Here is a 13,036-nt window from a genome sequence, read left to right as displayed (position 1 = left end):
CATGGCCCGGCCGCGCGGGAGACCGCTTGCGCAGGCGCATTCGAGCGCGGCTCACTTCGCTGGCGTGACCTCCCTGGCGGACGCCAGGCTCCGGGATTTGGGCGCGAGCCGCCTGACGGAGGAGGAGGCTGCGACCTCGCCGCGGGCGAAGAACGCCTCGTGGTTTGCTTCGATCTCGTCGAGTTCATAGAGGTAGTTGACCATCATGCTATGGGCCTGCCTTTCGGCGCGCGCCGAACGGTCGCCCATGAAATTGACCCGCTCGAGCCGGGCGCCGTTGCCGAGATGGAAGCGCGCGACGGGGTCCGCCGGCCCGCCGCGCCGGTCGCGGCCATGGAGCAGATAAGCTGCGCAAAGGCGGGGGAGGATCGGCTTCAGGCGCTCGGCGACCTCCGCATCGTCCATCCAGCCGCGCTCGGCGAGCGGCTCCAGCGTTGCGCGGTCCTCGTTCGTCAGCCAAAGCGAGGCTTCGTCCGCGGTCTCGCGGGCGAGCCATGCGGCGAAGCCCGGAACGGGCGACAGCGTGACGAAGGTCGAGAGATCCGGCAGGTCGCGGCGAAGATCCTCGACCACCTGCTTGATCAGGAAATTGCCGAAGGAGACGCCGCGCAGGCCGTCCTGGCAGTTCGAAATCGAATAGAACACCGCGGCGTTCGCCTCTTCCGCGCGGATCGGGGCGCGGGCGGGGTCGAGCACCTCGTCGACGGAGGCCGGCATCGTGGTGGTGAGCGCGACCTCGACGAAGATCAGCGGCTCGTCGACCAGCGTAGGGTGGAAGAACGCGTAACAGCGGCGGTCTGCGGGCTCGACGCGGCGGCGCAGCTCCCCCCAGTCGCGGATCTCGTGCACCGCCTCGTAGCGGATGATCTTTTCGAGCACGTTCGCCGGGCTCGCCCAATCGATCGGCTTGAGCACGAGGAAGCCGCGATTGAACCAGCTCGCGAAGAGATGCGCGAAATCGTCGTCGACGAGGGAGAGCGCCGGGTCGTCGCCCTTCATGTCCAGTAGGCTCTCGCGCATGCGCACCAGCGTGGAGGTGCCTCCGGGCGCGAGGTTGAGGCGGCGCATCAGCTCCAGCCGGCGCGATTCCGACGCCGCGTGCAGCGCCTGCGCCGCGCGGGCGGAGGGGTCCGCGGAATAGGCAGCGACCGCCGCGCCGAGCCGCTTCTCGTCCGGCCCGTAGCGCTCCAGCAGCAGCGTCATGAAGGCACGGCGCTCCGCCTCGGAGGCTGTCGTCCAACGGTCAAGCACGGCTTTGGCCAGCGCGATGCCGGAGGCCTCGCCGCGGTTCGAGAGCAGCGCTTCGGATAGCTTGCGGAGATCGCCCCTGCGGCCGGGCTCGTCCTCCCCGCCGCGCGCCAGCAGCCGGCGCCCGCGCTCGGCGATGGTCTGCAGCAGGTCGCCGAAGAAGCTCGCTTCGCTCATGACCGCGGCCCTCCTTCCGCTTCGGAGTCGGAAGCATAAGGTGCGCCTTCGCAGGCCCGATGACAAAGCGCACTTTCGGGAGCGCGGCGATGCGGCGCAGCAGTGAAAGCGAGGAGGAGAGAGCGCCCCAGGCGCCGGCGACCGGCGCGCGCTCTCGGCCTCACCTCTTCGTCTTGAACGGCGCCATTCCGCCGCGCGCCAGTTCGTCGGCGCGTTCGTTTTCGGGGTGCCCAGCGTGGCCCTTCACCCAGCGCCACTCGATCTTGTGGACCTTCAGCAGCTCGTCCAGCCGCATCCAGAGGTCCTGGTTCTTCACCTGTTTCTTGTCCGCGGTCTTCCAGCCGTTGCGCTTCCAGCCAGAAATCCACTTCGTCACGCCGTCGCGCAGATATTGGCTGTCGGTGTGGACGACGACCGCGCATGCCTTCTTCAAGGCTTCCAGCGCGGAGATCGCGGCGAGCAGCTCCATGCGGTTGTTGGTGGTGAGCGCCTCGCCTCCGGAGAGCTCCTTCTCGGCCATTCCAAAGCGCATAATGGCGCCCCAGCCGCCGGGGCCGGGATTTCCCGAGCAGGCGCCGTCGGTGAAGATCTCCACCGCACCGGGAGTCGTGGCGACGCCCTCGGGCGCTTCGTGCGGCGCAGCGCTCATGCGCGCCAGCCGAAGGCGGTCGCGTCGGCGGCCTGTTGATGGAAGCGCAGCTTCTTAAGATATTCGAGCGGGTCGAGCTTCTTCACCAGCGCGCCGGGCGGCGTGTCCAGCCAATCGACCAGCCGCGTCAGCAGGAAGCGCAGCGCAGCCCCGCGCGCGAGCAGCGGCAGGGCCTCGATCTCTTCCGGGAGGAGCGGCCTTGCGGCGTGATATGCCTCGATCATCGCCCGGCCCTTGGTCACGTTGAACGACTGATCGGGCTCGAAGCACCAGGCGTTCAGGCAGATCGCGAGGTCGTAGGCCAGCCAGTCGTCGCAGGCGAAGTAGAAGTCGATCAGCCCCGACAGCTCCTCGCCGAGGAAGAACACGTTGTTGGGGAAGAGGTCGGCGTGGATGACGCCCTCGGGCAGCGAAAGCGTCGCGAATCCGGCCTCCAGCGCGTCGAGTTCGGCTGCGATCGTCTCGTCGAGCCCGGGCGCCACCACATGGCTGCGCCCGCGTGCGGCCTCGGCCAGCGGACGCCAGCCGGAGACAGAGAGCGCGTTCGGCCGCTTCAGCCCAAAACCCTTGCCGGCCTCGTGAAGGTTCGCGAGCGCCGAGCCCAGCGCGGCGCATTGCGCGGCTGTCGGCCGCCGGACCGAGACGCCGTCAAGGAAGGTGACGAGCGCCGCGGGCCGGCCGCACAATTTGCGCAGCGCCTCGCCGTCGCGCCCAGCCACCGGCTGCGGGCAGGTCAGTCCGTTCGCCGAGAGATGCTGCAGCAGCTCGAGGAAGAACGGCAGGTCCGCCGGGTCCACGCGCTTCTCGTAGAGGGTGAGGATGAAGCGCCCGCCGGTCGTCGCCAGCAGGTAGTTCGAATTCTCGACGCCCTCCGCGATCCCCTTGAAGGAGACGACCTCGCCGATGTCATAGGCCACGACGAAGGCTGCGAGCTCGTCGTCCGGTACTTCGGTGTAGACGGCCATGCGGAGGAACCCGGGAGAGGTGAGAGAGGGGACGCGCTCCCTTAGGGGCTTGCGCGCCGTCCGGCAATCTCGGGAAGGGCCGTCATCCCGGCCGAGCGAAGCGAGAGCCGGGATCGTTCATCGGACTGGGCGCTCGATCCGGTGCCCGATCGCGGCTCTCCGCGCTTCGCCGCTTCGGCCGGGATGATGCTATGACCTCACTCCGCCGCCTCTCGGAGCTCACGCGGCAGCGGGAAGAACACGCTCTCGTCGGCGGTCGAGACCGTCTCCACCTCGACGGCGTAGCGCTCGCCGAAAGCGTCGATGATCTCGTCGACCAACACCTCCGGCGCCGATGCGCCCGCGGTGACGCCGAGCGTGCGGATGCCTGAGAACTCGTTCCACTCGATGTCGGTCGCGCGCGCCACCAGACGCGCCACCCTGCAGCCGGCGCGCTCCGCGACTTCGCGCAGTCGCTGCGAGTTCGAGGAGTTCGCGGCCCCGACCACGATCAGCGCGTCGCAATCGGGAGCGACGCGCTTCACCGCCTCCTGACGGTTGGTGGTCGCGTAGCAGATGTCTTCCTTGTGCGGGCTCGCGATCGCCGGAAACCGCGTCTTCAACGCCGAGACCACCGCAGCGGTGTCGTCGACCGAGAGCGTGGTTTGCGTGACGTAAGCGAGCTCGCGGCCCTCCGGAACGTCGAGCCTCGCCACGTCCGCCTCGGTCTCGACCAGCAGCACGGCGTCGTCGGGCAACTGACCCATCGTGCCGACGACCTCGGGGTGCCCGGCATGGCCGATCAGCACGATCAAGCGGCCGCGCCTGTGGTGGATCTCCGCCTCGCGGTGCACCTTGGTCACCAGCGGGCAGGTGGCGTCGATCGCGATCAGGTTCCTGGCCCGCGCCGCCGCCGGCACCGACTTCGCGACGCCATGCGCCGAGAACACCACCGGCGCATCGCCGTCCGGCGCCTCGTCGAGCTCCTCGACGAACACCGCGCCTTTGCGCTTCAGCGCGTCGACGACATAGCGGTTGTGCACGATCTCGTGACGGACATAGACCGGCGGGCCGAAGCGTTTCAGGGCCGCCTCCACCACGTCGATCGCCCGGACCACGCCCGCGCAGAAACCGCGCGGCGCACAGAGCAGGATCTTCAAAGGCGGCTTGGTGTCGGTCACGGCTTGGTCGCAGATGTCGCGAGCGGGCTCAGGGTCGAACCCGCCCCGCCTGGAGCCTTGGCAGATGGAGGCCGGGGATCAGCCCTGTCAAGCCGTGGACGGCGAAGCGGCCGGCCTTCCCAAGCCGCTCGGGCCATTGTTATAACGCCTGCGCCCGCCGCCTGAAGCGGCGTTGAGGCCCGGGGGTGCAGCGTATGTGTTCCGTCCGCCCGAATCGGCCGATCGCGGCAGCCGCCGCACTCGCCGCGCTTCTCTCCATCGGCGGCTGCAGCACGGTGGGCGGGGCTGGCGCCGACGCCGACGGCCCGCGCGAGAGCTTCGCGACCCGCCTGCTCGGCGGAGGCGGCGGTGCTCCGCCCGCGGCGGCCACGCCGGAGGACATGGAGCTCAAGCGCCAGTGCCCGCGTGTGGACGTGCTGGAGGGCGCGTCCTCCTATCCCGTCTACGACCAGCCCGGCACGACTGACCCGTTCTCCCTGCGTTATCAGGCCCGGCTCGCCGACACCGCGCGCGAATGCTCCAATCTCGGCGTCGAGGCCGGTATCCGCGTCGGCGTCGTCGGCCGCGTGATCCTCGGACCTAAGGGCGCGCCCGGCACGTTCCGCGTGCCGCTCCGGATCGCGGTCGTCGACGAGACCGACAAGCCGGTCTATTCCGAAAGCCGGCTCGTGGAGGTGACCGTGCCCGCGGGGCAGGGAACGGCCGACTTCACCCATGTCGAGGACAACATCGTCGTTCCGATCCCGAGCAACCGATTCCGGGGCTGGCGCATCCTCGTCGGCTACGATCCGGTCGGCGCGAAGGCGGGCGCGGGCGGCCAGCGCAAGCGCTGAGCCGCGGACGTCCCCACCGCTTGACACCGTCTCCGCCCCATCCGTATATCCCGCCCGCTCAGGTTCCCCGCTTCGTCGGGCTTGAACCTCGTGGCGGAGTAGCTCAGCTGGTTAGAGCAGCGGAATCATAATCCGCGTGTCGGGGGTTCGAGTCCCTCCTCCGCTACCATTTCAAACCCGTATCAGTCGAAACGTTCCAGAGCATGCCCGGCAGCGGCGGCGCGCCTTCCTTGTTCAGCAACCCAGCGATCTCACGCGAGCTCCAATTCTCGTCTGCCGCTCGCTTCACGCTATGCCGAGATGGCTAGCGCCTTAGACAGGGCGCCACAAAAGCCTATGACAGGGACATTGTGGAGGACGCGCGGGCGGATCGTGTAGCTCTCTCGATCGAAGTCTAGAGGCGAACTGGCGTGTTATCGAACGATAATTAGTCGGCGATCCTTTTGTGACGGCATCCAACTTACTCTTAATTGTAGTTATCATAAAATCGGCAATATAAAAACTCATTCTAACGGGTCTGTGAGCGGATCATTTACCATTTGATAGCTGAATGTCTCCGCGGCTCACCCCCCGGCCGCGATCCATTCGGACATTCCCCCAATGCTCACAAACGTAACCGTTCGCGTGCGCCTTATTGCGTCGCTTGCCCTGTTGTTCGCCGTGATCTGCGGGCTGGGCGGCCTCTCTTATCTGCGTCTCTCGGATCTGAACGGCGCAAGTGACGATCTCGGAGGCAATTGGCTGCCGAGCACGCGCATCCTCGGCGATCTCTCTCAGGATTTCGAGCGCCTCCGGGGTCGCGAGGCGCAACTCATCCTGCTGCCGGAGGACCAGAAGCGCGCGTTCACTGAGAAGGTTAGAGGAACGGTCGACTCAATCGCCCAGGATCTGGGCGCTTACGAGCCCCTTATTTCCGAAGGCGAAGAGACACAGTTCGCGAACAGCTTGAAGGTCGGATTGCGGCAATATCTGTCGTTGCACAACGACTTCATGAAGGAGACGGATGGGGGGCATGCAGAGGCCGCTGCGGCCCTCCTGATGGGAGAGATGAGATCTCTCGCCGACGGGGTCCGGAAAAGCATCGAGACTGATCGCGAATTCAACGCAAAGGGCGGAACGGATGCGGCCCACAGCGCCGCGTCGCTCGGCGACAACGCCAAGCTGGTCATCCTCGGGGTTCTTGGTCTCGCCGCCGCGATCGCAATTGTGGTCGGCTGGATGTGCATAAGCACCGTCTCTTCCCCGATCATCCGCATGGGCGCCGCCATGAGGCGTCTGGCTGATGGCGACACCGCCCTGGTGATCCCGAATTCAGGCGAGCGGAATGAGATCGGTGAGATGGCTGCGGCCGTCGGCGTGTTTCGCGACAGCATGATCCGCGCTCGTGATTTGGAGGAAGAAACAAGGCAGGGCCGCGAGGCTGCCGAGATCCAGCGCAAACGCATGATGCAGGAGCTTGCGAGCCGCTTCGAAAACGCCGTTGGCGGTATCGTTGAGACGGTCTCTGCTGCCGCCACAGAACTTCAGGCGACCGCCTCTCAGCTTTCGGCTGGGGCGCAATCGACCGCAGGCCAATCGGCGACGGTGGCTGCGGCGGCGGAGGAGGCCGGAGCGAACGTGAACTCCGTCGCGGGGGCTGCGGAGGAGCTCGGAGCCTCGGTTTCCGAGATCGGCCAGCAGGTAAGCCGCTCGGCCGGCATGGCGAACGAGGCCGTCGCAGAGGCGAAGGCTTCTGCAGAGGTTATCCACAGCCTCAGCCAGTCCGCAAACCGGATTGGCGCTGTCGTCGACATGATCTCGACCATTGCCGGCCAGACCAATCTGCTGGCGCTCAACGCCACGATCGAAGCCGCGAGGGCAGGTGAGGCCGGGCGCGGCTTTGCAGTCGTCGCCGCCGAGGTGAAGGGCCTCGCAGAGCAGACCGCCAAGGCGACGGCGGAGATCAGCGAGCAGATCGCCGGCATTCAGAGCGCTACGTCGCAGGCCGTCAGGGCCGTCGACAGCATCGGCAGCCGAATTCACGAGATCAGCGCCACCGCTGCTGCGATCTCTGCGGCCGTTGAAGAGCAGGGCGCTGCGACGCGCGAAATTGTGCACTCCGTGCACCAGGCGGCATTGGGAACGGGCGAAGTCACTACCAACATTACGGGCGTCGCCCGCGCGGTCGAAGAGACGGGCGCCGCGTCCTCTCAGGTGCTCGGCGCGGCTTCTGATCTTTCCGTGCAGTCCGAACGTCTTCGCAAAGAAGTGGGCGACTTTCTGGCGTCTGTCAGAGCTGCGTAGGCGGCGCAGCTTCTGCGCCGCCCGTGATGATCAAAGATACCTGTTCTTGAGTTCCGCCCGGCCGGGGAGACCCGCTGCCGGGCGTTTTCGTATCCATCGGCCGCGACTTGCGAAGCGAGAAATAGGCGAACGCCACTTCGAGCGAGGCTCCCTTCTCATCTCGTTCTCACCACCAGTAGCGCGTCACCGCTTGCTGCGAACCCTCGAGGCTCTCAGCGCAGGGAAGTCGCCAACGACACGCTGTCTGCATCGGGACAGGCTGCGCCTAATCGCTCGAGAAGGTCCGACCTCTTAGTCGTGGTGCTCGGGCATGTCCTTCAGCTGGTCTTTCGTCCACGTCGTGACGGCATGAACATCGCCGTCTTCATCGCGCATGAACTGAAGGTCAGTCGCCGAAACGGCGACCGGCTTCGCGCCGATCCCGAGGAAGCCACCCACATCGATCACGACCTTGGCCGTCGCGCCGGAACCGTGGACGTGAGCGACGGAGCCAATTTTTTCGTCGCCTGGACCGTAGATCGTGGCGCTCTCAAGCGTCGACCCCGTGAGTTCGTCGCTCGCCAGTCGGACGTGCTTGCTGTGATCCATAGCTTCGCTCCTTGGCTAGGTGATCTCCTCTAACCCCCGTCGGCTGCTTGCGTTCCGAAATCGGATTGGGGCCGCTCTGGTCCCCAAGCTATCCGTTTGCCGCATCATCCATCGTCGTCTGATCGCGCCCATGACCGGCTGCTCTGTCACACGAGAGAGAGATGGATGCGCCCTTCATCGTTGCCTCCAGAGATCGCGAGCGTGGCGGCTCCCATACAACCTCTCGATCCGGAAAAGTGCTGAGGCGCGAGGACTGCTGTATGCGGGATCCCGAAGGAATCGGAGGATGACAGCTCGTGCAAAAAACAGCACCAGTCGTACGACTTACGGCCCTAGTGATCTATGCCTGCCTTTCAGCAGCGCCGGCGGTCGCTCTTGATGACGCTCTCGGAACAAGCCTTCGCCGCTTAGATCCAGAAAACCGGCTTCATCAGCTCTGCGACATCGAGATGATGCGCAGAATAGAGGCCGAGCATGGGCCGCTGCACCCCGATCGATTGGTGATGGACGCGGAATCGCCAGCCGTGCTTCGGCGCGACGTCTTGGCAGGAACAGGCGGAGCTGTCCGCAGCGGTGGTCAGTGGTACCGGCTGTCCTTCCGATGTCGCGCCTCTGCCGAGAGACTTCAGGTCCTTGAGCTCAGCTACAAGATCGGCTCCGCTATCCCGCAAGCTAGGTGGGGAAAGGGCTGACCGAGCGCGTAATCGGCTCTTCGCCCGAGGATAGGGATAAATCCGTCATTGTGGAGACTGACGAGATCCGGACCCCACCAGATACAGGCGGGCTGCGGGGTGCCCAAAACGAGGCGCAACGCGGATTTAAGGGTCTCGGGCCAGTTTCGCCGGGGCCCAAGAACATGGCCGGACCAATCGAAGGCGCAGATCTCAGCGCCGGTTTTTCCTGGCAAACTCCAGGACGCTTCGGCTGTCGTTTCAGCCTGTCGCACAGTGGTGTTGTTCACACACGTTTCCGAAGCGCTGCGGTATCCCGGTCTCGCTCATACGACGTCGAACGCCATCTGCAAATTCAGACGGTTCAATCGCGGGCGTCGTGTCTTACGATTTCGGCGGGGCCGCGGATTGTTCGGCTGCGCTCGCGACCTCTCGAAGTTCGGCGATGGAGATATGACTTCCGTCGCAACTGAAAATTGCGAGGTCGGATCGCTCCAAAAGAGTGTGGCTCGCGAACTATGACGAACGCCTCACGCACCGTTTCAGTGCCCGCGGCGCTTTGTGCATGCGCCGGATCCCAGATCAGTTTGCAAGCCATGCGCGCCTCCGAGGCGCGATGAACCGTTCCGAGCATGTTTAGTCTAGTTCGCGTAGCTACTTAAGCACGGCTCCTCCGATCGCGCCGTCGCGACCGGATTGATGTTCTTGGGTCGCAGTTCAAAAAGCTGTCACGAGTGAAGGGCGGCGAAATCTTGTTTTTTCGAGTCGGACTCGTCTGCTGAATGCGCCGACGCGTGTTCACGCCCCAGCCTTCTTGTCGAGCTGCTTGAGCCTGGATCGCCGAACTCGCCGATCAGGCTCCTCTCGCCGACTGTGCGACTGACGCCTCCGTGTCTCTCTCGAATTCTTGTCTTGCATGGCCTTCGCAAAGAGCCACAAGATCGTGCGTCCGGTCTGCTCTTACCCGATGTTTCCGTCAGATGCCTTCGGGCCAAGTTTCGGCAGATCGGCGCGTGGCGCTGTCGGAGGACGCGCTCAGGTCGGCGAGGAGCCGCGTCAATCGGGCCGCGTGATCGAAACCGGGGAGGGTCGTCGATCCTCGCCGGATGTCGTCGCGGAGGGCGGCGTAGACCGCGCCTACATTGACCGCCTCGTTCGGAAGGGGGGCGAGTTCGCCTTCGTCGACGCGCTGCTGCTCGCCGTTCACAGTCAGAGCGAGGCGGCCCGACTGGAAACCGCGCGGCGCGGCGCTCTCCAGCGTCAGCGCACCTCTGTCCCCTACGACTTCGAAGCGGAACTTCGCGGCTTCGGTCCTACCGCCCGCGACCTCCACCGAAAGCCCGGCGCCGCTCTCCAACCAGGATTGCGTCACGCAGAAGTCGGGGATCGTTCTTGCGATCGTCTCCGTTTCGCCAGTGATGGCGACTTCGCCGAATTGGCAGGTCGTCATCGCCTGGAGGTTGGACAACGGGCCGAGCACCGCGATCGCCGCGTCGAGAGCATGCCCGGCGTGGATGGTCACAAGAGTCGCCCCGTTCGCGGGATCTTCGAGGTAGGTCTCGGCTTTTGCCGTCGAGGGTCCGAACGCCGCCGTTCCGGACTCCATCCGGCCGCTCAGCACCCGTCCGATCGCGCCGGACCGGATCATCTCCGCCGCGCGCTGCAACGAAGGGCTCGAGCGTCCCTGTAAACCGATCACGGCCAGTCGACCGGCGCGGCGAGCGGCGTGCGCCAGCTCTTCGGCCTCGGCCAGATCACGACCGAGAGGCCATTCGCAGTAGACGTGCTTGCCCGACCAAAGGGCGCCGAGCGCCAAGTCCCGATGGGCCGGAACCCTGACCGCGATGGTCACGATGTTCACGGCCGGGTCGCGGAACAGGTCGTCGGGGTCGGCATAGGCCCGCTCTGCTCCAAACGCTACCTTGGACGCTTCCGCGGAAGCCTGCGAGCCGCCGAGAACAGCGGCGAGGCGAAGGCCGCCGAGCCTCTGCACAGCGGGGACGTGGGAAATCCTCGCCCAGCCGCGCTCGGGGTTCGCCCCGACAATCCCAACTCCTAAGGTTTCAACCATCGTCACTCCTGGCGCCAATCTCGTCTTCTCTGGGCGGAGTCTGGCGCTGTTCGTCCGGTGAGGTAATCGCTACAGTCGTCATCGAACCGATGAGGGAGGCTCACCCTGGCTCGTCTCAGTCTTCAGGGTCTGGAGGTTTTTCTCGCTGTCGCCCGGTTCGGCAGCTTTCGACGCGCCGCCGTGGAGCGCGGGGTGAGCCCTTCGGCGCTCAGTCACGTCATGCGGGGATTGGAGGACGGTCTCGGCGTCCGGCTGTTCCACCGCACGAGCCGTTCCGTCGCTCTAACCGAGGCCGGACGTTTGCTTCTGGAGCGGATCGGGCCGCCTCTCGACGATGTCGGGCAAGCGCTCAGTGACGTAGGCGCCTTGCGCGATCGGCCCGCCGGGCTTCTGCGCATCAACGCTCCGCGGATCGCGGGGGAGCTCGTGTTCGAACCGATCGTCGCGCGGTTTCTTTTCGCCTACCCCGAGATCCGGATGGAGGTCGTCACGACCGACGGCCTCGTCGACATCGTCGCCGAGGGCTTCGACGCCGGCATTCGGCGCGACCGCCGCCTTGCGCCCGGCATGATCGCGGTTCCTGTCGGACCGCCGCGCCGTTTCGCCGTTGTCGGCGCCCCCTCCTACATGACGGGCCGCACGCCGCCCTACTCTCCGTCTGACATTCACGCGCACGCCTGCATCGAACGCCGGTTTCCCAACGGGTCCCACTATTCGTGGGAGCTCGCGAAAGATGGCGAGACGCTTGAAGTCGAGGTGTCAGGACCGCTCATCGTCGACGACACCCGCCTGATGTTGCGGGCGGCGCTCGACGGCGTCGGGCTCGCCTTCATGTTCGAGGAGCTTGTCGCCGAACATCTCGCCGCAGGTCGCCTCATACGATTCCTCGATGACTGGTGCCCGACATCGCCGCGGTTCTTTCTGTTCTACTCGGGGCGTCGGCAGGTGCCTCCTCCGCTGAGGGCGTTTATTGATTTCCTGAGGTCGCCCGCTTCACGTTGAAGACGTCGGCTTGGAGGCGGCGGAAGGCGCAAGTCGCGCCGACGGGATCGCGTCACGAAGCGGGCGCTGGTCTGGGGCGGAGCTCCAGGCTCGCAACCGCCGGAACTATTCGCCGCCCGAGGCGACCCGTCCAGGGAACAGCCGGGCGGCGCAGATGTTCGGGGCGGCGAACGAGGTGGCGTCGGCGAGCTGAAGCTGGCCCTCCGAAAGATCTCCGATCGGGTCGAAGACGAGCCGTCCGGCGGCGTCCTCCTTGAAGATCGTATCTGTCGGAAAGTGAATGTATGCGCCCTCGGCGATCGCGCGCACAAAGGTGCCCAGGGTCGGCGAATAGCCGTAGGCGGCCATCACGTCCGCGGTCCGATAGATGCCGGGCGTCATCGCCATGGTCAGGTAGTAATTTCGCTGCCGCGAAGGACCTAGGTCTTCAAGGTGCTGCAGCGCTCGCGGCGTCTTGCGGACCACCTCGGTGGCGACACGGCCCGTGTAGGCCGTGATCACGGCCTTCTGTTCCGAAAAGTCGACCCCCCTCAGCTCGACCTTCCGTCCGCCGCTGACGCTCACGCCGCCCGACGCCTCGGTCAACACAACGTACCCCGGGCTCCAGATGGAGACCAGGCCCGGCGCGCTGGTGTAGGATGCGGGCGTCCCGTCTCGACCGAGAGCGCCGACCGCGGATACGCCCGCTGAAAGCGCTAGGGCGTTCAACGTATCGTCGGGGCCGCTGTTGCCGGCGGCGACGAACACCGAAACCCCGGCCTTTCGCAACCTCATGAGTTGCCGGTCGATCTCGGTGTAGGGATTTGTTGGATCGAAGTCGTTGGTCAGGATTTTCAGCAGATCGGCGCGCCGCTCGGCTATCCGAGCGGGCCCGATCTGCGCATCGGCGGACACAAGCCGGTTCAGGTCTCCGAGATCGACCGGAAGGACGATCGACGAGACAATCCCGGCAGGCCTTGGAATCCTGCCGGATTCGATGTCGCTTGCGAGCCGCTGGAAGTCGGTCGCGAGCGTGCGCACGTTGAAGATCGGGTTCGTCTGATACGCGATCGGCTCGGGATGCGAAGCCTCCACGATAGCGGCGACAATGTCGCCATGGCGCACTTGGGACGGCTGCTCAGCCGGATCGTCGTCGATGTTCGCCGGCTTGAAATGCGCAAAGGTGTCCAGGACGACAAAGGGCGCCGCCGACGCGCATGCCGCGCGAGCTGCAGTCTCGGCTTCAGATTGAACAAACCGGCTGGCCAGATGCGGTCCTGGACTGGCTTCCCCTACCAACTCGCCGCCAGTAAGCGCGACCGCAACGAAGCCGAGCGCAACGGCCGCTAATACGCCTCTGTTCGCCGGCATCATCGCCAAGTGTTGCCTCGTCAGGTAGAGACAAGGCCA

Annotated in this window: 11 protein-coding genes and 1 tRNA gene; 5 read left to right on the top strand and 7 right to left on the bottom strand. The window is 65.7% G+C overall.

Going from position 1 to position 13,036, the window contains the following annotated elements:
• Positions 1 to 51 precede the first annotated feature (51 nt).
• The 4 genes from EYR15_RS11155 to ispH form a co-directional block, all read right to left on the bottom strand.
• Positions 52 to 1,425, bottom strand: coding sequence for a malonyl-CoA decarboxylase (locus EYR15_RS11155; RefSeq protein WP_131003630.1), 1,374 nt, complete (start codon positions 1,423 to 1,425; stop codon positions 52 to 54).
• Positions 1,426 to 1,585: 160 nt separating this feature from the next.
• On the bottom strand, positions 1,586 to 2,074 hold the full coding sequence (gene rnhA / locus EYR15_RS11150) for a ribonuclease HI (protein ID WP_131003629.1): 489 nt from the start codon (positions 2,072 to 2,074) through the stop codon (positions 1,586 to 1,588).
• Positions 2,071 to 3,039, bottom strand: coding sequence for a homoserine kinase (locus tag EYR15_RS11145; protein ID WP_131003628.1), 969 nt, complete (start codon positions 3,037 to 3,039; stop codon positions 2,071 to 2,073). The genes rnhA and EYR15_RS11145 overlap by 4 nt, the downstream gene beginning before the upstream one ends.
• Before the next feature lie 197 nt (positions 3,040 to 3,236).
• A complete protein-coding gene (gene ispH, locus EYR15_RS11140) occupies positions 3,237 to 4,199 on the bottom strand; it encodes a 4-hydroxy-3-methylbut-2-enyl diphosphate reductase (RefSeq protein WP_131003627.1) in 963 nt (320 codons plus the stop codon).
• Between the two features lie 194 nt (positions 4,200 to 4,393).
• Between ispH and EYR15_RS11135 the strand changes: the two genes are divergently transcribed.
• The 3 genes from EYR15_RS11135 to EYR15_RS11125 all read left to right on the top strand — a co-directional run bounded on the left by EYR15_RS11135 (position 4,394) and on the right by EYR15_RS11125 (position 7,315).
• Positions 4,394 to 5,032 (top strand): hypothetical protein, encoded by a 639-nt coding sequence (locus tag EYR15_RS11135; protein ID WP_131003626.1) that lies wholly within the window; start codon positions 4,394 to 4,396, stop codon positions 5,030 to 5,032.
• A 92-nt stretch (positions 5,033 to 5,124) separates the two neighbouring features.
• Positions 5,125 to 5,201 (top strand) — tRNA-Met (locus EYR15_RS11130).
• A gap of 431 nt (positions 5,202 to 5,632) precedes the next feature.
• Entirely contained in the window at positions 5,633 to 7,315 is a 1,683-nt protein-coding gene (locus tag EYR15_RS11125) for a HAMP domain-containing methyl-accepting chemotaxis protein (RefSeq protein WP_131003625.1), read from the top strand.
• 291 nt (positions 7,316 to 7,606) lie between these two features.
• On the opposite strand, the gene EYR15_RS11120 is transcribed toward EYR15_RS11125, so the two are convergent.
• A complete protein-coding gene (locus EYR15_RS11120; protein WP_131003624.1) occupies positions 7,607 to 7,903 on the bottom strand; it encodes a PRC-barrel domain-containing protein in 297 nt (98 codons plus the stop codon).
• A gap of 296 nt (positions 7,904 to 8,199) precedes the next feature.
• Between EYR15_RS11120 and EYR15_RS17400 the strand changes: the two genes are divergently transcribed.
• Entirely contained in the window at positions 8,200 to 8,595 is a 396-nt protein-coding gene (locus EYR15_RS17400) for a DUF930 domain-containing protein (RefSeq protein ID WP_131003623.1), read from the top strand.
• Positions 8,596 to 9,550: 955 nt separating this feature from the next.
• Here the strand turns inward: EYR15_RS17400 and EYR15_RS11110 are convergent.
• Entirely contained in the window at positions 9,551 to 10,645 is a 1,095-nt protein-coding gene (locus tag EYR15_RS11110; protein ID WP_131003622.1) for a Gfo/Idh/MocA family protein, read from the bottom strand.
• A 105-nt stretch (positions 10,646 to 10,750) separates the two neighbouring features.
• On the opposite strand from EYR15_RS11110, the gene EYR15_RS11105 reads away from it, so the two are divergent.
• Positions 10,751 to 11,647 carry a LysR family transcriptional regulator gene (locus tag EYR15_RS11105; protein WP_245498285.1) on the top strand — a complete coding sequence of 299 codons (897 nt, stop codon included), beginning with the start codon at positions 10,751 to 10,753 and terminating at the stop codon, positions 11,645 to 11,647.
• A gap of 105 nt (positions 11,648 to 11,752) precedes the next feature.
• Here EYR15_RS11105 and EYR15_RS11100 read toward each other — a convergent pair whose 3' ends face one another.
• Positions 11,753 to 13,006: a S8/S53 family peptidase gene (locus EYR15_RS11100; RefSeq protein ID WP_131003621.1), complete on the bottom strand. Its 1,254-nt coding sequence runs from the start codon at positions 13,004 to 13,006 to the stop codon at positions 11,753 to 11,755.
• Between the last annotated feature and the right edge of the window lie 30 nt (positions 13,007 to 13,036).

It is taken from the genome of Hansschlegelia quercus (genome assembly GCF_004310425.1).
Lineage (GTDB): Bacteria > Pseudomonadota > Alphaproteobacteria > Rhizobiales > Methylopilaceae > Methylopila > Methylopila quercus.
The sequence above is the reverse complement of the archived record's forward strand: the minus strand, read 5'-3'. Positions and strand labels throughout refer to the sequence as shown.